This window comes from Streptomyces sp. NPDC101225 (assembly GCF_044767585.1).
GTDB lineage: Bacteria > Actinomycetota > Actinomycetes > Streptomycetales > Streptomycetaceae > Streptomyces.
This window is the reverse complement of sequence record NZ_JBIWOE010000003.1, coordinates 330,140-346,994: the sequence shown is the minus strand read 5'-3', so window position 1 is coordinate 346,994 and position 16,855 is coordinate 330,140. Positions and strand designations below refer to the sequence as shown.

16 protein-coding genes and 1 pseudogene are annotated in these 16,855 nt (G+C 72.3%); 11 read left to right on the top strand and 6 right to left on the bottom strand.

Annotated elements, in window-relative coordinates:
- The first annotated feature begins 33 nt into the window (after positions 1 to 33).
- From ACIRPX_RS06465 to ACIRPX_RS06440, 6 genes are all read left to right on the top strand, one after another.
- Positions 34 to 1,767 carry an MFS transporter gene (locus ACIRPX_RS06465; protein ID WP_404189078.1) on the top strand — a complete coding sequence of 578 codons (1,734 nt, stop codon included), beginning with the start codon at positions 34 to 36 and terminating at the stop codon, positions 1,765 to 1,767.
- Positions 1,768 to 1,957: 190 nt separating this feature from the next.
- Entirely contained in the window at positions 1,958 to 2,611 is a 654-nt protein-coding gene (locus ACIRPX_RS06460; protein ID WP_404189076.1) for a class I SAM-dependent methyltransferase, read from the top strand.
- 22 nt (positions 2,612 to 2,633) lie between these two features.
- The gene (locus tag ACIRPX_RS06455; protein ID WP_404189074.1) at positions 2,634 to 3,629 is read left to right on the top strand and encodes an N-acetylmuramoyl-L-alanine amidase; all 996 of its coding nucleotides are present in this window, start codon (positions 2,634 to 2,636) and stop codon (positions 3,627 to 3,629) included.
- Positions 3,630 to 3,711: 82 nt separating this feature from the next.
- The gene (locus ACIRPX_RS06450; RefSeq protein WP_404189286.1) at positions 3,712 to 4,509 is read left to right on the top strand and encodes a DUF5336 domain-containing protein; all 798 of its coding nucleotides are present in this window, start codon (positions 3,712 to 3,714) and stop codon (positions 4,507 to 4,509) included.
- 107 nt (positions 4,510 to 4,616) lie between these two features.
- Positions 4,617 to 5,627 (top strand): LLM class F420-dependent oxidoreductase, encoded by a 1,011-nt coding sequence (locus ACIRPX_RS06445; protein ID WP_404189071.1) that lies wholly within the window; start codon positions 4,617 to 4,619, stop codon positions 5,625 to 5,627.
- A gap of 91 nt (positions 5,628 to 5,718) precedes the next feature.
- On the top strand, positions 5,719 to 6,012 hold the full coding sequence (locus tag ACIRPX_RS06440) for a hypothetical protein (protein ID WP_404189068.1): 294 nt from the start codon (positions 5,719 to 5,721) through the stop codon (positions 6,010 to 6,012).
- A gap of 22 nt (positions 6,013 to 6,034) precedes the next feature.
- On the opposite strand, the gene ACIRPX_RS06435 is transcribed toward ACIRPX_RS06440, so the two are convergent.
- The 3 genes from ACIRPX_RS06435 to ACIRPX_RS06425 are packed head-to-tail and all read right to left on the bottom strand — an operon-like array spanning position 6,035 to position 9,245.
- The gene (locus tag ACIRPX_RS06435) at positions 6,035 to 7,102 is read right to left on the bottom strand and encodes a prenyltransferase/squalene oxidase repeat-containing protein (protein WP_404189066.1); all 1,068 of its coding nucleotides are present in this window, start codon (positions 7,100 to 7,102) and stop codon (positions 6,035 to 6,037) included.
- A complete protein-coding gene (locus ACIRPX_RS06430; RefSeq protein ID WP_404189063.1) occupies positions 7,099 to 7,833 on the bottom strand; it encodes a class I SAM-dependent methyltransferase in 735 nt (244 codons plus the stop codon). The genes ACIRPX_RS06435 and ACIRPX_RS06430 overlap by 4 nt, the downstream gene beginning before the upstream one ends.
- The gene (locus ACIRPX_RS06425; protein ID WP_404189060.1) at positions 7,827 to 9,245 is read right to left on the bottom strand and encodes a glycosyltransferase family 4 protein; all 1,419 of its coding nucleotides are present in this window, start codon (positions 9,243 to 9,245) and stop codon (positions 7,827 to 7,829) included. Before ACIRPX_RS06425 ends, ACIRPX_RS06430 begins: the two co-directional genes overlap by 7 nt.
- A gap of 210 nt (positions 9,246 to 9,455) precedes the next feature.
- Between ACIRPX_RS06425 and ACIRPX_RS06420 the strand changes: the two genes are divergently transcribed.
- Together ACIRPX_RS06420 and ACIRPX_RS06415 are read left to right on the top strand one after the other, a co-directional pair.
- Positions 9,456 to 10,103 (top strand): TetR family transcriptional regulator, encoded by a 648-nt coding sequence (locus ACIRPX_RS06420; protein WP_404189057.1) that lies wholly within the window; start codon positions 9,456 to 9,458, stop codon positions 10,101 to 10,103.
- A gap of 54 nt (positions 10,104 to 10,157) precedes the next feature.
- Positions 10,158 to 10,790 (top strand): 1,4-alpha-glucan branching protein, encoded by a 633-nt coding sequence (locus tag ACIRPX_RS06415; RefSeq protein ID WP_404189054.1) that lies wholly within the window; start codon positions 10,158 to 10,160, stop codon positions 10,788 to 10,790.
- Between the two features lie 7 nt (positions 10,791 to 10,797).
- Here the strand turns inward: ACIRPX_RS06415 and ACIRPX_RS06410 are convergent, their stop codons facing one another.
- Both ACIRPX_RS06410 and ACIRPX_RS06405 read right to left on the bottom strand, forming a co-directional pair.
- Positions 10,798 to 11,031 carry a ferredoxin gene (locus ACIRPX_RS06410; RefSeq protein ID WP_404189283.1) on the bottom strand — a complete coding sequence of 78 codons (234 nt, stop codon included), beginning with the start codon at positions 11,029 to 11,031 and terminating at the stop codon, positions 10,798 to 10,800.
- Positions 11,032 to 11,036: 5 nt separating this feature from the next.
- A complete protein-coding gene (locus tag ACIRPX_RS06405; protein ID WP_404189052.1) occupies positions 11,037 to 12,494 on the bottom strand; it encodes an aldehyde dehydrogenase in 1,458 nt (485 codons plus the stop codon).
- Positions 12,495 to 12,653: 159 nt separating this feature from the next.
- Between ACIRPX_RS06405 and ACIRPX_RS06400 the strand changes: the two genes are divergently transcribed.
- From ACIRPX_RS06400 to ACIRPX_RS06390, 3 genes and pseudogenes are all read left to right on the top strand, one after another.
- Positions 12,654 to 13,703, top strand: coding sequence for an MBL fold metallo-hydrolase (locus ACIRPX_RS06400; protein ID WP_404189049.1), 1,050 nt, complete (start codon positions 12,654 to 12,656; stop codon positions 13,701 to 13,703).
- Between the two features lie 10 nt (positions 13,704 to 13,713).
- Positions 13,714 to 14,145: pseudogene (locus tag ACIRPX_RS06395) on the top strand (nuclear transport factor 2 family protein); the annotation flags it as partial.
- A 12-nt stretch (positions 14,146 to 14,157) separates the two neighbouring features.
- On the top strand, positions 14,158 to 14,547 hold the full coding sequence (locus ACIRPX_RS06390) for a RidA family protein (RefSeq protein ID WP_404189280.1): 390 nt from the start codon (positions 14,158 to 14,160) through the stop codon (positions 14,545 to 14,547).
- Positions 14,548 to 14,551: 4 nt separating this feature from the next.
- On the opposite strand, the gene ACIRPX_RS06385 is transcribed toward ACIRPX_RS06390, so the two are convergent.
- Positions 14,552 to 16,657: an ATP-binding protein gene (locus ACIRPX_RS06385; protein ID WP_404189047.1), complete on the bottom strand. Its 2,106-nt coding sequence runs from the start codon at positions 16,655 to 16,657 to the stop codon at positions 14,552 to 14,554.
- Between the last annotated feature and the right edge of the window lie 198 nt (positions 16,658 to 16,855).

Genomic DNA, 16,855 nt, shown 5'->3' with positions numbered 1-16,855 from the left:
ACCCAGCACTTATCCAACGGGAGGCCTCACGCCATGACACACACGACGACTGAACAGCCCGGCCGGAGAGCGAGCGGGACCGTCGTCCCGGTGCTCGCCTTCGCGGGCATCGTTGTCGCGGTGATGCAGACCCTGCTCGTCCCCGTCATCAAGGACCTGCCGCAGCTGCTGGGCACCGCACCCAGCAACGCCACCTGGGTGCTGACCTCGACCCTGCTGTCGGGCGCGGTGGCCACCCCGATCATGGGCCGGCTCGGCGACCTGTACGGCAAGCGGCGCATGCTGATCCTCAGCCTCGCCGTGATGGTGGTCGGCGCGCTGATCAGCGCCCTCACCAGCGATCTGCTCACGATGATCGCCGGCCGCACCCTCCAGGGCTTCGCCATGGGCGCGATCCCGCTCGGCATCGGCCTGATGCGCGACATGCTGCCGCGCGAGAAGCTCGGCTCGGCCATGGCGCTGATGAGCTCCTCCATCGGCGTCGGCGGCGGCCTCGCCCTGCCGCTGGCGGCCCTGGTCGCCCAGCACGCCGACTGGCACGCGCTCTTCTACGGCGCCGCCGGCCTCGGCGTCCTGTCCATCGTGCTCACCCTCGCCGTCGTACCGGAGTCCCCGGTGCGCGCCCAGGGCTCCTTCGACCTGCTGGGCGCGCTCGGCCTCTCCGCCGGCCTCGTCCTCTTCCTGCTGCCGATCACCAAGGGCAGCGACTGGGGCTGGACCTCGGGCACCACGCTCGGCCTGTTCGGCGCCTCCGCGCTCGTCCTGCTCCTGTGGGGCGTGATGGAGCTGCGCAGGACCGCCCCCCTGGTCGACCTGCGCACCACGGCCCGCCCGGCGGTCCTGTTCACCAACCTGGCCTCGATCATGGTCGGTGTCTCCTTCTACGTCGTCTCCCTCGTCCTCCCGCAGCTGCTCCAGCTCCCGAAGGCCACCGGATACGGCCTCGGCCAGTCGATGGTCGTCGCGGGCCTGCTGGTCGCGCCGCTGGGCCTGACGATGATGTTCACGGCGCCGGTCTACGCCCGGCTGTCCGCGAGGTACGGCCCCAAGGTCACCCTCATCCTCGGCATGCTGATCATCGGCATCGGCTACGGCGCCGGTCTCGGCCTGATGAGCGCGCCGTGGCAGAGCGCCGTCATCGCGGTGATCCTGGGTGCGGGCATCGGACTCGCCTACTCCTCGCTGCCCGCGCTGATCGTGGGCGCGGTACCGGCGTCGGAGACGGGCGCGGCGAACGGTCTCAACACCCTGATGCGATCCATCGGTACGTCGGTGTCGAGTGCCGTCATCGGCATGGTGCTGGCGAACACCGCGCACACCGTGGGCGGCGTGGCGATCCCGACCATGCACGGGTTCCACCTCTCCTTCCTGATCGCGACCGCGGCCGTCGCCGTCGGCCTGCTGATGGCGCTGCTCCTGCCCCGGCCGAACCGTGCGCCTCGGCTGCGGATCAGCAGCGAGGAGGAGGCGGGGATCGCTCGCGCGCAGGCGGCTCTGCGGGGCTTTCGCGGGCGAGTCCTCGGCGCTGACGGCGCTCCCGTCGCCCGGGCCAAGGTCACGCTGATCGACCGGCGGGGGCGGCAGGCCGGGGCGACGCTCTCCGAGGAGGACGGCAGTTACGTGATCGCCGTGCCGGCCCAGGGCGCGTATGTGCTGGCCGCACGGGCGGACGGGCACGGGCCGTCGGCTTCTTCCGCGACGCATTCCGGTGCGGAGCGGGCGGAGGATCTGGATCTTTCGTTGCCCGGGGAGTCGGTGTCCGCGTGACGCCCGGTGCGGTGCCGCGACCCGTCGTACGGCGGGTGCGGCGGTGCCGTGGCCGGCCGCGCGGCTCCCCGCACCCCTCGAAGCAGAAGGCGTGCCGCCCGCACCCCCGGTCGAAGCCTCGGCCGGGGGTGCGGCAGCATGGGGCGCCGAGACGCACGTACGACCGACTGGCACGACCGGAAGGACCCCCATGAGCGCGGCCGTTCCCCAGCCCGAGATCCTGGCCGCGTTCGAGGCGGCGAAGGGGTTCATGCCCGCGGACGAGGGACTGGCGCTGCATGCGGCGGCCGTGGAGGCGGGGGCGCTCGGGCTGCCGCTGCTGGAGGTCGGGACGTACTGCGGCCGCTCCACGATCCTGCTCGCGGACGCCGCCCGTGCGGCCGGGGTCCTGGCGCTGACCGTCGACCACCACCGCGGGAGCGAGGAGCAGCAGCCGGGGTGGGACTACCACGATCCGGAGACGGTCGACCCGGAGACCGGCCTGATGGACACGCTGCCGTCCTTCCGGCGGACGCTGCACGGGGCCGGACTGGAGGAGCACGTGGTCGCGCTGGTCGGGCGCTCGCCCCAGGTGGCGTCGGTGTGGGGCTCCCCGCTGGGGCTCGTCTTCATCGACGGCGGCCACACCGACGAGCACGCCACCGCCGACTACGAGGGCTGGGCGCCGCACGTGGCCGAGGGCGGGCTGCTGCTCATCCACGACGTCTTCCCGGACCCGAAGGACGAGTTCACCGGGCAGGCGCCGTACCACGTCTACCTCCGGGCCCTTCGGTCCGGTGCCTTCACCGAGGTCTCGGTGACCGACTCGCTGCGCGTCCTGCGGCGAACGGGCACAGGGATCTGAGGGCCCGGTTAGAGTCGCAGACGTGTCGTACGTAGGCCCGGACTTCGATCCTCCCCAGCCCCGCCGTCCCCGTCGCGGTCCCGTGACCGTCGCGATCGCCGCGCTCGTACCCGGCGCCCTGCTCGGGTGGCTCGTGTACGAGGCAGTGGGCGGAACGGGCGGCGGCAACGACAAGGCGACCGTGCGGACGTCCACGTCCACGTCCACGCCCGCGTCCGGGTCCGCGTCCGGGTCGGCGGGCTCCCGTGCGCCCGGCTCCGCCGCCACCGCCGACGACAAGCAGCCGAGCGCGTCGGCCACCCACGCCCCGCCCGGTACCTCGGCACCCGCCGCGACCGGCTCCCTCAAGGGCATGGTCGTCGTCATCGACCCCGGCCACAACCCCGGCAACTTCCGGCACACGGCAGAGATCAACCGCCAGGTGGACATCGGCACGAACCGCAAGGAGTGCGACACCACGGGCACGTCCACCAACGCGGGTTACACGGAAGCCCAGTTCACGCTGGACGTCTCGCACCGGCTGAAGGCGCTGCTGGAGAAGCAGGGCGCCACGGTGAAGCTGACCCATGACGACGGCTCCCCGGCCTGGGGCCCCTGTGTCGACCAGCGGGCCGCGATCGGCAACAAGGCCCACGCCGACGCGGCGATCTCCATCCACGCGGACGGCTCCGCCGCCGGCAACCGCGGCTTCCACGTCATCCTGCCGGGCTTCGTCGACGCGGGCGCGGCCGACACCCGCAAGATCGTCGGCCCGTCCGCCGACCTCGGCGCGCACATCGCCGGCAACTTCGTCCGCGTGACGGGCAGTGCGCCGTCCAACTACATCGGCGACGGCACCGGACTCGTCACACGTAAGGACCTGGGCGGTCTCAATCTGTCAACGGTTCCCAAGGTCTTCATCGAGTGCGGCAACATGCGCGATAGCAAGGACGCGGCGCTACTCACCAGCGGCACGTGGCGCCAGAAGGCGGCGCAAGGGATCTCTGAGGGAATCGTGAGTTTCCTGCACGCTTCGTGACAGGCGGGCAGATCCCGGCGGACACCCTGGTCGGGGGACGATAGTGTCTACCGACGACGAGACGACCTACGAAGGACCTGAAGTGAATATCCGCTCCCTCACTCGAGGCGACGGCGTGGTGATCGGAGCAGCGGTATTGCTGTTCATCGCGTCGTTCCTCAAGTTCTACTCGGCCGACGGGTTCAACCTGGACGCGAACGCGTGGGACAACCTCGGTACTGGCCTGGGTCTTTACATGGGCGGAGTGATCGGCGCCGCTCTCATCGTCGTCAACCGTTGCCTGCCCCAACCGCGCAAGGTCGCCGGTCTGGACCTGGGAACGGTGGGCGTGGCGTTCACAATCCTCGCCGCATGGGCCTTGTTCTGGACCTTGGTGGACATCCCGACCGGAGGCAGCGCCGCCGCGGGTCTCATCCTCGGCTTCATCGCCTCCCTGGTGTTGGCCGGCGCCGCAGTCGCGACGCCCATGGTCCCTCCTCTGCAGGCCGCTCTCATGCCGGCTCCCAAGCCCGCCGCCCCCCAGCCCTACGGCGGCCAGCCCCAGGGTGGTTATGGGTACCCGGGCGCTCAGCAGCCTCCGTACGGCGGGCAGCCGCAGCCGGGGCAGTCCTATGGCAGCCAGCCGCAGGCGGGCGCGCCGCAGCCGGGGCAGCCGCAGCCCCAGCCGCAGACCGCCGGTGGGGACTTCTCGCCGTTCTGGTTCGCGGTGCCCGTCGCGCGGCCGCTGTTCGCCGAGGACGGGTCGCCGACGCCGATCGCCGAACTGGCGCCCGGCACCTGGTACCTGGCCGTCGAGCAGCGTGGTCCGAGTCTGGTCGCGCAGACCCAGGACGGCCGCCGCGGTGTCCTCCAGGACACGTCCGGCATCCAGCGCGGCTGAGCCCGCCCGCAGCACGCCGCACGGCCCCTCGCCCTTCCGGGCGGGGGGCCGTTGTCGTACAGTCGCAGCTCACAGCCCTGTGACTGACGACCCGTCAGGAGGCGTCGATGCGACTCGGTCTCGCCCTCGGCTACTGGGGCCGCGGCCCCTCCGCGGAGCACGTGCCGCTCGCCCAGGAGGCCGAGCGGCTCGGCTACGACTCCGTGTGGACCGCCGAGTCCTGGGGGTCCGACGTCTTCACCCCCCTCACCTGGATCGCGGCGCGGACCTCCACGATCAAGCTCGGTACCGCCGTCGCGCAGATGGCCGCCCGCTCGCCGACCACCACCGCGATGCACGCGCTCACCCTCGACCACCTCTCCGGCGGGCGGATGATGCTCGGGCTGGGGCTGTCGGGGCCGCAGGTGGTGGAGGGTTGGTACGGGCGGCCGTTCCCCACGTCACCGCTGACCGCCACACGGGAGTACGTCGACGTCGTGCGGCAGGTGCTGCGGCGGCAGGCGCCGGTCGCGCTGGAGGGGCGGTTCCACTCGCATCCCTACCGCGGCGAGGACGGCACGGGGCTCGGCAAGCCGCTCAAGCCCATCACCCACCCCCTGCGCCCCGACCTCCCCGTCCTGCTCGGTGCCGAGGGGCCGAAGAACGTGGCGCAGACGACCCGTATCGCCGACGGGTGGCTGCCGCTGTACTGGTCGCCCTCGCGTCCGGACGCCTACGGACCGGCCCTCTCCGAGCTGCCGCCCGGATTCCTCGTCGCTCCGCTGGTGCGTGTCCAGGTCTGCGAAGACGTCGCGGAGGGGCTCCTGCCCGTGAAGACCATGCTCGGCTTCTACATCGGCGGCATGGGCCACGCCACCCGCAACTTCCACGCCGACCTGATGGCACGCATGGGGTACGAGGAGCAGGCGCGGCGCATCCAGCGGCTGTTCCTGGAGGGGCGGCGCGAGGAGGCCGTGCTCGCCGTCCCGGACGCCTTCGCCGACGAGATCTCCCTGGTCGGCCCGCGCGAGCGGATCGCGGAGCGGCTGGAGATGTGGCGCAAGGGGCCGGTCACGGACCTGCTCGCCCTCTCCCCGGACCGGGAGTCGCTGCGCGTGCTGGCCGAGCTCAACGCCTAGGGCCTGCGACGAAGACCCGGTCGGCCCGGGGATCGTAGGCGCGTTTCAACCACTCGGGTTTGCCGGAGGTTTCGGCGGCAACCCGTGAGGCATGTCCCCTCGATATCGCAACGGTGCGAACCAGGCCGGAACGGTCATCGCCGTCGTCGCCGACATCATGGCCCTCATCCTGGGCCTGTGGATCCTGATGTACTTGCTGGACGCGAACCGCGCGAACGAGTTCGTGCAGTTCATCCACAACACGGCGCTGTGGCTGGCGGGTTGGTCGCACGACCTGTTCACGTTCGACGCGGCATGGGCCCGGGTGGTCGCCGGCTACGGTCTCGCGGCCGTGGTCTACCTGTTCATCGGCCACGCCATCGCCAACCGCGTCCACCGTCACTGACGCCACGCCTGCCGCCCGGGGCTCAGCAGCAGTCCGGGTCGAGCCCTCGCGGCAGGCTCTGCCCCCCGAACACCGAGCACGTCGCCTCGTGGCCCCCGAGGGCCGCGACCGCGAGAAGGAGGGAGCCGGCGGTCCACGTGGTCAGCTCCCGGGGCCAGATGGCCCCGTCCTCGAAGACGTAGCCCGTCCAGTACAGGCCGGTGTCCGCATCGCGCAGGTGCTGGATCGACTTCAGAATGTCCAGTGCGTGGTCGGACTCGCCCATCGCCCAGAGCGCGAGGGCGAGTTCGGCCGATTCCCCGCCCGTGACCCACGGGTTGGGGACGACGCAGCGCACGCCGAGGCCGGGCACGACGAAACGCTCCCAGCCCTCCTCCATACGGGACTTGGCCTCCGCGTCCGTCAGCGCGCCGCCCAGGACGGGGTAGTACCAGTCCATCGAGTAGCGGTCCTTGTCGAGGAACCGCTCGGGGTGGCGGCGGATCGCGTGCCGCAGGGCTCCGACGGCCAACTCCCAGTCGGGCTGCGGCTCTTCACGCTGTTCGGCGATGGCGAGCGCGCAGCGCAGGGCGTGGTGGATGGAGGAGGAGCCGGTGAGCAGCGCGTCGGTGGTGAAGGTGCCGTCGTCCTCGCCCTTCCAGCCGATCTGCCCGCCGGGCTGCTGGAGCCCGAGGACGTACTCGATCGCCGCGTGGACGGACGGCCACATGCGGTCCAGGAAGGTGTCGTCGCCGGTCGACAGGTAGTGGTGCCACACACCGACCGCGATGTAGGCGACGAAGTTCGTCTCCCGGCCGCGGTCGGTGACGTCCGCGAAGTCCCCGTCGGCGTAGGCCGCGTACCAGGAGCCGTCGGCGTTCTGGTGCCGGGCGAGCCAGTCGTAGGCCCGCTCGGCGGCGTCGTGCTCGCCCGCCGTGTCGAGTGCCATCGCGGCCTCGGTGTGGTCCCAGGGGTCCAGATGGTGCCCGCGGAACCACGGGATGGCGCCGTCCTCCCGCTGCTCGGCGAGGACGCCCTGCACGGTGGCGGCGGCCTGCCCGGCGGTGAGGACCCCGGGCAGGACGAGGTGTTCTGTCCGGGGCGTGGTCACCGGGCGTCCACCGCCGGCAGGTGCGGCTTGGTCGCGTAGGCCACGAAGCTCTTGCCGATCAGCGGGTTCAGCGCCTGCTCGGCGACCCGGGTGGCCAGCGGCTTCTTCATGATGTCCCAGACCAGCAGCTTGTGGTACGCCTTCACCGGCAGCGCCTGGTCGTTGTCGACGCCGAACGCGCACTTCAGCCACCAGTAGGGCGCGTGCAGCGCGTGCGCGTGGTGGGTGCCGTACGGCTTGAGGCCCGCCTCACGGATCTTGCCGAGGAGTTCGTCCGCCCGGTAGATGCGGATGTGGCCGCCCTCGACCTCGTGGTAGGCGTCGGACAGCGCCCAGCAGACCTTCTCGGGGCCGTAGCGTGGGACGGTGACGGCGATCCGGCCGCCGGGCCTGAGCACCCGGACCATCTCGGCGAGCACGCCCTTGTCGTCCGGGATGTGCTCCATCACCTCGGAGATGATGACGACGTCGAAGGACTCGTCGGGGAAGGGCAGGGCGAGGGCGTCGCCCTGCATGGCGGTGGCGCTCGCGCCCTCGGGCGCCTCGCCGGCCTCCTTCATCGCGGCGAACCACTTGGCGACCTCGCGGATCTCCTCGGCGTTCTGGTCGAGCGCCACGACCCGCGCGCCGCGCCGGTAGCACTCGAACGCGTGCCGGCCGGCCCCGCAGCCGAGGTCCAGGACGCGGTCGCCCGGCGCGAGCGGGAACCGGGAGAAGTCGACGGTCAGCACGTGGCCCTGCTTTCGGGGTTGGATACGGCTAGTTCTGGTGCGGACCCCGCTCCGCCGGCCTCGGTGCTCCGCGGGGCCGCCGAGCGGCCGGGGGGTCTGCCGGCGGCGCCGGCCATGGCGTCGCGGTAGTGGGACACCGTGCCCTGCGCGGCGCGGGCCCAGGTGAAGCGGGACAGGACCCGTTCGCGCCCCGCCCGGCCGAGCCGCTCCCGCAGTTCGGGGTTGCCCAGCAGGCGGTTCAGGGCGGCGGCGAGCGCTCCCGGGTCGCCCGCGGGCACCGCGAGGCAGGTCTCGCCGTCGGGTCCGGCGACTTCCGGGATCGCTCCGCCGGTGGTCGCGACGAGGGGGGTGCCGGTGGCCATCGCCTCGGCCGCCGGGAGGGAGAAGCCCTCGTAGAGGGAGGGGACGCACGCGACGTCCGCCGAGCGGACCAGGTCGACGAGTTCGGCGTCCGAGATGCCCTTCACGAACTCGACGGCGCCTTCGAGGCCGTAGCGCTCGACGGCCTGGGCGACCGGGCCCTCGGTGGGGCGCTTGCCCACGACGACGAGGTGGGCGTGGGGGTGCTCGGTGCGGACCTTGGCGAGTGCCTCGACGAGGAAGACCAGTCCCTTGAGGGGGACGTCCGCGCTGGACGTCGTCACGATCCGGCCCGGCACGACGGGCACGGACGGGTCGGGCGAGAACAGGTCGGTGTCCGCGCCGATGTGCACCACATGGACACGGTCCTCGCGCACGCCCAGGTGGTCGACGATCTCGGCGCGGGAGGTGCCCGAGACGGTGAGCACCGAGGGCAGGCGGCGCGCGACGCGCTTCTGCATGCGGGTGAAGGCGTACCACCGCCGCTTGGACAGCCTCTGCAGCCGGCCCACCGCCGCGTCCAGTTCCAGCCGGCGGTCGACGGTGATGGGGTGGTGGACGGTGGTGACGAGCGGTGCGCCGACGTCGCCCAACAGGCCGTAGCCGAGCGTCTGGTTGTCGTGCACGACGTCGAACTCGCCGCGCCGGGCGCGCAGATGGCGGCGGGCGCGCAGGGAGAAGGTCAGCGGTTCGGGGAAGCCGCCGGTCCACATCGTCGCCACTTCGAGGGCGTCGATCCAGTCGCGGTACTCGTCGCGCCCCGGGGTGCGGAAGGGGTCGGGCGAGCGGTAGAGGTCGAGGCTCGGCAGCTCGGTGAGGCGGAGGCGGCCCGCGTGGTCCCCGCCCTCGTCGAGGACCGGGTAGGGCTGGGAGCCGATGACCTCGACGCGGTGCCCGAGACGGGCCAGCTCGCGGGAGAGGTGGCGGACGTAGACGCCCTGGCCGCCGCAGAACGGGTTCCCTTTGTAGGTGAGGAGCGCGATGTGGAGCGGTCGCTCGCCGTCGGCGGCCGGGTCCTCCTGGGGCCCTGCCGGACTGGCCTCAGCGGTCACTCTGGGCCCCCTTCTGCATGCACTGTCCCGCGAGATTACGCCGGGACGCTAATCTAGAACAAGTTTCAGACTTGATCGTCCAGGAGGCACTGAATCTACCGGCAGGTAGGGGAGCTGTGAGCAGTGGATCAGGTGATTCGCGCCACGGCGGACACCCTGTCATGCTCGGTGCGATCACCCGCCCTCACCGACTGTCACGGAACGGGACCCATGCCTGCGGAAGCCAAGGAGGCCAAGGTGGAAGCCAGTACCTCGCAGCCGGCCTCCCCGCCCCTCACGGAGCGGCAGGAGGCGCGTCGCCGGCGCATCCTGCACGCGAGCGCGCAGCTGGCCAGCCGGGGCGGTTTCGACGCGGTGCAGATGCGTGAGGTCGCGGAGTCCTCGCAGGTCGCCCTGGGCACGCTGTACCGGTACTTCCCGTCGAAGATCCATCTGCTGGTGGCCACGATGCAGGACCAGCTGGAGCACATGCACGGCACGCTGCGCAAGAAGCCGCCGACGGGCGACACGGCGGCGGAGCGCGTCGCGGAGACGCTGATGCGGGCCTTCCGCGCACTGCAGCGCGAGCCGCATCTGGCGGACGCGATGGTCCGCGCGCTCACCTTCGCCGACCGCAGCGTCTCGCCGGAGGTCGACCAGGTCTCCCGCCAGACCACGGTGATCATCCTGGACGCGATGGGCCTGGAGAACCCCACTCCGCAGCAGCTCTCCGCGGTCCGCGTCATCGAGCACACCTGGCACTCGGCCCTGATCACCTGGCTGTCGGGCCGTGCCTCGATCGCCCAGGTCAAGATCGACATCGAGACGGTGTGCCGGCTGATCGACCTGACGGACCCGGACGGGCCCGGGCGCGGGTGACGCGTCGCTGAAATCTCCTGGCCGGCGGCGGCATCCGGCCCGGACAATCGCTCCATGTCGATCATCCACCGCACCACCGTGACGCCCACCAAGCTGGAACTCCTCCGCGGGTGGCTGCCCACCCGCCCCTGGTACCGCGGGTCTGCCGAGCCGGACCTGGCGAAGGCCGGCGGCTTCCGGCTGGACGACCCCGAGGGACAGGTCGGGATCGAGTTCATGGTGGTCGGGGAGGCGTCGTCGGGCGCGTACCTGGTGCCGCTGACCTACCGCGGCGCCCCGCTCGAGGGCGCCGGGCACGCGCTCGTCGGCACCATGGAGCACGGCGTGCTCGGTCCGCGCTGGGCCTACGACGGCTGCCACGACCCCGTGCTGACCGCCCAGTTGCTCGCCCTCGTCGAGGGACGCGTCCCCGCGCACGCGCAGAGCACGAGCGACGCCCTCGACCGCGAGGTCGTTCGCTCCTACGCCGGCGAGGGGCCGATCGGCGCTCTCGGTGCCCCCGAGGACACCGCGGACGGCACCGAGTTCACCGTGGCGGGCGGCCTGGTGCTGCGGCTGCACCGCGTGCCGGCGCCGGTGGCGAGCGACGGGCCTCCACCGGGCGCCCTCGGCCATGTCTCCGCCGTGTGGGCCCAGCCCGACGGCACCCGCGCCAGGACCCTGGTCGCCGCCCTCGAGGCCGTCTAGGACAGCTCTAGTCCTCCGGCGGGAACACCGGTTCCCCGCTTCCCAGCAGTGAGATCGCGATCGCCTCGACCGGGCAGTTCTCCGCGGCGTCCAGGATGCGTTCGTTGGCGTCGGTGTCCGGTTCCACGGGGTGGGACTGCATGGCGGAGTCGAGGCGGAAGGCACCTTCGGCCCGGTGGGTGCACTGGGCCGAGCCGATGCAGAGGGAGCGGTCGACCTCGACGTGCCAGCGGTCGCCCATGGTGCTCATCCCTCCCAGCCGGCCGGCAGGTGGATCATCTTGTGTTCGAGGTACTCGCCGTAGCCCTCGGGCCCGAACTCCCGCCCCAGACCGGAGTTCTTGTAGCCGCCGAAGGGGCCGAGCATGTCCAGGCTGAAGGTGTTCACCGAGTACGTGCCCGTACGGACCTGCCGCGCCACGTCGATGCCGTGGGCGACGTCCGCCGTCCACACGCTGCCGCTCAGCCCGTAGTCGGAGTCGTTCGCGATCTTCACGGCCTCGGACTCGTCGCCGTAGGGAAGCAGGCAGATGACGGGGCCGAAGATCTCCTCCCGGGCGATGCGCATCGAGTTGTCGACGTCGCCGAAGAGGGTCGGCTCGACGTACCAGCCGCGCTCCAGGCCCGGCGGACGGCCGCCCCCGGTGAGGATCTTGGCGCCCTCCTCCTGGCCGATGCGGATGTAGTCGAGGTTGCGCTGCTGCTGCCGCCTGGCGACCAGCGGGCCGACCTGGGTGGCCGCGTCCAGCGGGTCGCCGACCACGAGCGCGCCCGCCGCGGCGGCGAAGGCGTCGGCGAACTCGTCGTAGCGCGTGCGGGGCACGAGGATGCGGGTCTGGGCCACGCACGCCTGCCCGTTGTTCATCCACGCGGCCGGGACGACTCCCGCCACGGTGGCCTCCACCTCCGCGTCCGGCAGGACGACCGCCGCCGACTTGCCGCCCAACTCCAGTGTCACGCGGGTGAGATGGCGGGAGGCGACCTCCATCACGCGCTTGCCCGCCGGCACCGAGCCGGTGAAGGAGACCTTGTCCACGCCCGGGTGCCCCACCAGGTACTCGCTCACCTCGCGGTCGGCGGGCAGGACGGACAGCACCCCCTCCGGCAGCCCGGCCTCGCGGGTGATCTCGGCGAGGATGTAGGCGTCCAGCGGCGACTCGGGCGACGGTTTGAGGATCGCCGTGCAGCCGGTCAGCAGGGCGGGCGCGAGCTTGGCGGCGGCGACGAACTGCGGGACGTTCCACGGCACCACGGCCGCCACGACCCCGACCGGTTCGCGGCGCACCAGGATCTTCCCCAGCACGCCGTCGCGGGTCTCCTCGTAGGTGTGGCTGCGGGCGACGGTGATCGCCGCGTCCCACACCATCATCGCGCCGAGGGCCTGCGCGAGGACGCTCCAGGAGTAGGGCGAGCCGTTCTCGGAGGAGATCACACGGGCGATCTCCTCGTGCCGTACGGCGATCGCGTCCTTGATCCGGGTGACGACCTCGATCCGCTCCTCCAGCGGCGTCCGCGGCCAGGGTCCCTCGTCGAAGGCGCGCCGCGCGGCCTCGACGGCCCGGTCCACGTCGGCCGCCGAGGCGTGCGGCACCCGGCCGATGACCTCCTCGGTGTGCGGGGAGACCACCTCGATGACGTCCTTGCCGAGGGGATCGGTCAACTCCCCGCCGATGAACAGCTGTCCGTGTTCCACGAGCTCGGTCATGACCGACTGCCTCCCCGGAGCTGGCTCTGACGGTTCATCAGATACGGGAACTGATACCAGTTCCCCCCGGAGGAGTCCACAGCGCAGCAAAAGGTGACCCGGGCTCTCATTGGAACCGGTTCTAGTTATAGTGACGGGAACGCGGCGACAGGGGAATTCATGGCACAGGTCACCGACCACGGTGGAGGCGTACGGTCCGTCCGGGTACCCATCCCGGACAACCCGCTCGGGCACACGCTCGTGTACGTCGTCGACACCGACCGCGGACCGGTCCTGGTCGACACCGGATGGGACGACCCGGACTCCTGGCAGACCCTGGCGGAGGGACTGGCCGCCTGCGGCACCTCGGTGGGCGAGATCCACGGTGTGGTGATCACCCACCACCACCCCGACCACCACGGCCTGTCCGGCAAGGTGCGCGAGGCGTCCGGCGCCTGGATCGCCATGCACGCCGCGGACACCGCGATCGTACGGCGCACCCGCGACACCCGGCCCGGCCGCTGGTTCTCCTACATGGCGGCCAAGCTCACCGCGGCCGGCGCGCCCGAGGAGCACGTGGCGCCCCTGCGCGAGGCCGGTCCGCGCCCGGCCTTCCCGGGCTTCTCCCCCGCCCTGCCCGACCGCGAGATCGTGCCCGGCGAACTCCTCGACCTGCCCGGCAGGCGGTTGCGCGCGATCTGGACCCCGGGCCACACACCCGGCCACGTCTGCCTGCACCTGGAGGAGGAGCACCCCGCCGGGTTCCCGGACCGGCTCCCGGGCCACGGGCGCCTGTTCTCCGGCGACCATCTGCTGCCCGAGATCACCCCGCACATCGGCCTGTACGAGGATCCCGACGACGCCACCGTCACCGACCCCCTCGGCGACTACCTCGACTCCCTCGAACGCGTGGGCCGGCTCGCCCCCGCCGAGGTGCTCCCGGCCCACCAGCACGTCTTCACCGACGCGGCCGCGCGCGTACGGGAGTTGCTGGACCACCACGAGGAACGGCTCACCGGTCTGCAGGCCCTGCTGGCCGAACCGCTCACGCCCTGGCAGCTCGCCGAGCGCATGGAGTGGAACCGCCCCTGGGCCCAGATCCCCTACGGATCCCGGAACATCGCCGTCTCGGAGGCCGAGGCGCACGTGCGGCGGCTGGTGAAGCTGGGGCGGGCGGAGGCGGTGGCGGGGAGCGATCCGGTGGCGTACACGGCCGTCGGGCACGTATGAATGCCTCTCTATGGAACCCATGGAGCGACTTCTCGCCGAACGTGCCTGCGAACGCCTGATCCTCGACTTCGTCCACCGCCTCGACCTCGGCGAACCCGCCTCCGTGGCCGAGCTGTTCACCGAGGACGGCGTGTGGGAGTGGCCCCCTCCGGGGGACGGACGGCGCGTCCGGGGCCGGGAGGCGCTGCGCGCGTACTTCGGGTCCCGCCCCGACGACCGCCTCTCGCGCCGCACCATGTCCAACGTCCTGGTGACGGTGGCCTCCCGCGACACGGCCTCGGCGACCTCGTACTTCACCACGTACCGCGTCGACGGGCACCGCGGCGGCATGCTGCCCGCCGGTCCGCCGTTCCAGGTCGGCCACTACGAGGACACCTTCCGCCGTGGGCCCGACGGCGGGTGGCGGCTCGCCACCCGCACCCTGGTCCTGCCCTTCGGCGGCGGCCCGCGGGGAGTGCGCACGGACGCGGCCCCCTTCATCCCCTTCCCCGACGGCACCGAGCCCCCGCTCTCCCAGGGCGTGCGCACCGGCCCGTACCTCTTCACCTCCGGGCAGGGCCCGCTGGACCCCGCGACCGGTGACATGCCGGCCGGCTTCGCCGCGCAGGCGCAGCAGGTCCTCACCCACGTCGAGGCCGTCGTGGCGGCCGCGGGCGGCGACCGGCACGCGATCGTCCGCTGCACCTGCTACCTGGCCGACCGCGCCCACTTCGGCGACTTCAACCGCGTCTACCGCGACTTCTTCGCCGACTGCGCACCGCTGCCGGCCCGTACGACGGTGGTGGTGCGTCCGGTGCGCGAAGGAGTGCTGGTGGAGGTGGACGCGGTGGCCGTGGTGGGGTGACGGGTCAGGCGTCGCCGGTCAGGGCGTAGTCGAGGCCCTCGTCGTACGTCATCGCCGTCCCCTCCTCGTACGCCCGCTCGTAGGCCTCGTCGCCGAGACGGTCGCGCAGGGTCCGTTCCCGGGCGCGGCGGGCCTCGATCTGCTGCGGCGAGTCCATCTGGGCACGCCCGAGGAGCTCCCAGATGCGCTCGCCCACGCCCTGGACGCGGGCGGCGAACCGGCCGTCGCCGCCCGCCGCCTCGGCCTGGGCCAGGACGTCGAGGGTGAAGGCCAGGCCGAGTGTGTTGTGCAGCGACCGGTGTCCGGCCAGCGCGTCGCGGCAGTTGCGGCGCGCCGCCTCGGTGTCGCCGCGGGCGACGTCCAGTTGGGCGAGGATCGCGTCGACGAAGGCCCGCGACCAGCGTTCACCGCACTGCGCACTGCTCGCCCTCGTCGCGCGGGCCGCCTCGCGTGCCCGGTCGAGGTCGCCGCTGTAGAGGTGGCTGTAGGTGACCCCCAGGCTGTTCATCACCAGGGCTGATCCCCGCCAGTCCGTCCCGATGCGCACCCGGGGATCGGGCGCCAGCGCGTCGACCGCCTCGGGCAGCCGCCCGACGAGGGCCAGATACCCGCCGGTGAGGTAGGCGGAGGCCCGGATCAGGGCGGGGTCGCCGAGGTCCCGCGCCACGTCGGCGCACCGCACGCCCCACTCGCGCACCACGTCGAGGTCGCCCTGGTTCATCGCCACCGCACCGCGCGCCCACAGCGCCAGCACGAGGTCCGGCCCCGGCGCGTGCCCCTCGGCCAGAACCCGGTCCAGGCACAGCTGCGCGTCGCGCGGCATCCCGCAGTTGCGCCACAGGAAGCCGGCGCTGCCCGCCATCTCCAGCGCGACCGGGCTGCCCGGGTCGGCCAGCGCGCAGTCCACCGCGGCCCGCAGATCGGCGTGTTCGGCGACGACGCGGTCGCACCACGCCACCTGCCGGCCGGTGTTCCAGTCGGAGCACGCCTCTTGGGCGAACCGCCGGTAGTGGTCGCGGTGGCGCAGCCGGACCGCCTCCTCCTCCCCCAGCTCGCGCAGCCAGTCCGCGCCGTACTCGCGGATGGTGTCCAGGAGCCGGAAGCGGTCCGGGTCGGCGGGGTCGCGCAGCACGATCGACCGCTGCACCAGCCGCAGCAGCAGGCCCCGGACCTGGTCGGCGACCAGCGGCCCTCCCGCGCACACCCAGGTGGCGGCGGCGCCGGTGAACGTGCCGGCGAAGACCGACAGCCGGGCCCACAGCAGCCGCTCCAGCGGCGCGCACAGCTCATGGCTCCACCCGATGGTGGTGCGCAGGGTCCAGTGGCGCGGCGGCCCCGCGCCGTCGCACTCCTCCGTCTCCAGGAGCCCGAGGCGGGAGCGCAGGCGGTCGGTGAGCAGTCCGTGCAGCGCGCCGAGACTGTGGGTGGCCAGCCGGGCGGCGGCGAGTTCGAGCGCGAGCGGGATGCCGTCGAGGGCACGGCAGATGTCGCCCACCTCACGGCGGGTCCGCTCGTCGAGCACGAATCCGGGGGCGACGCGTGCGGCCCGCTGTGTGAACAGCGTCTCGGCGTCGGCCTGCTGATCGGCGTCCGGGCCGCCGACCGGCAGCGGGTCGACCGCGAGGACCCGCTCCCCCGGCAGTCCGAGCCGTTCCCGGCTGGTGGCGAGGACGCGCAGCCCCGGTGCGGCGATCAGCAGATCGGCGACCAGGTTCGCGCAGTCCGCCAGCAGGTGCTCGCAGGAGTCGAGGACGAGCAGCAGCTGCTTGTCCTGCGCCCATGCGCACAGCGCGTCCGTCACCGGGCCGGTCGACTGGTCGGCGAGCCTCAGCGCCTCCATCACGGCGAGCGGCACCTGGCCCGGGGTGCGCAGCGCGGACAGCTCCACCAGCCACACGCCGTCGGCGTAGCCCTTCGACGCCCGCTCCGCCGCCCGCAGCGCCAGCCGCGTCTTGCCGACGCCGCCCACCCCGAGGAGCGTCAGCAGGCGCCCGTCCCCGCCCGGCCCCAACTCGTCCTCCAGGGAGTCGAGTTCACCCAGTCTGCCGACGAACGCACGGCCGTCGGCGGGCAGGTTCCCTGGCCTGTGCGCACCATTCTTCCGAGACACGCACACCAGTCTCGCCGCCTCGGACGAACCCCTGCATCTCATGGCCAAGCACGACAGAAAGATCACGGGAATTGGACAGTTCGCGGCATATTCCGACGAGATGCGCTCAAGTCCATGTCGGCGCGCGACGGAAGGGAGATATTCGGACATCGTCGTGCGGGGACAGCAGAGAGGGTGGCAAGGGCAACGCGATGAATG

Excerpts from the sequence above, each read along its gene's own strand:
- ACIRPX_RS06465 (WP_404189078.1), top strand. The coding sequence starts at position 34 with ATGACACACACGACGACTGAACAGCCCGGCCGGAGAGCGAGCGGGACC.
- ACIRPX_RS06460 (WP_404189076.1), top strand. The coding sequence starts at position 1,958 with ATGAGCGCGGCCGTTCCCCAGCCCGAGATCCTGGCCGCGTTCGAGGCG.
- ACIRPX_RS06445 (WP_404189071.1), top strand. The coding sequence starts at position 4,617 with ATGCGACTCGGTCTCGCCCTCGGCTACTGGGGCCGCGGCCCCTCCGCG.
- ACIRPX_RS06440 (WP_404189068.1), top strand. The coding sequence starts at position 5,719 with ATGTCCCCTCGATATCGCAACGGTGCGAACCAGGCCGGAACGGTCATC.
- ACIRPX_RS06420 (WP_404189057.1), top strand. The coding sequence starts at position 9,456 with ATGCCTGCGGAAGCCAAGGAGGCCAAGGTGGAAGCCAGTACCTCGCAG.
- ACIRPX_RS06415 (WP_404189054.1), top strand. The coding sequence starts at position 10,158 with ATGTCGATCATCCACCGCACCACCGTGACGCCCACCAAGCTGGAACTC.
- ACIRPX_RS06410 (WP_404189283.1), bottom strand. The coding sequence starts at position 11,031 with ATGGGCGACCGCTGGCACGTCGAGGTCGACCGCTCCCTCTGCATCGGC.
- ACIRPX_RS06405 (WP_404189052.1), bottom strand. The coding sequence starts at position 12,494 with ATGACCGAGCTCGTGGAACACGGACAGCTGTTCATCGGCGGGGAGTTG.
- ACIRPX_RS06400 (WP_404189049.1), top strand. The coding sequence starts at position 12,654 with ATGGCACAGGTCACCGACCACGGTGGAGGCGTACGGTCCGTCCGGGTA.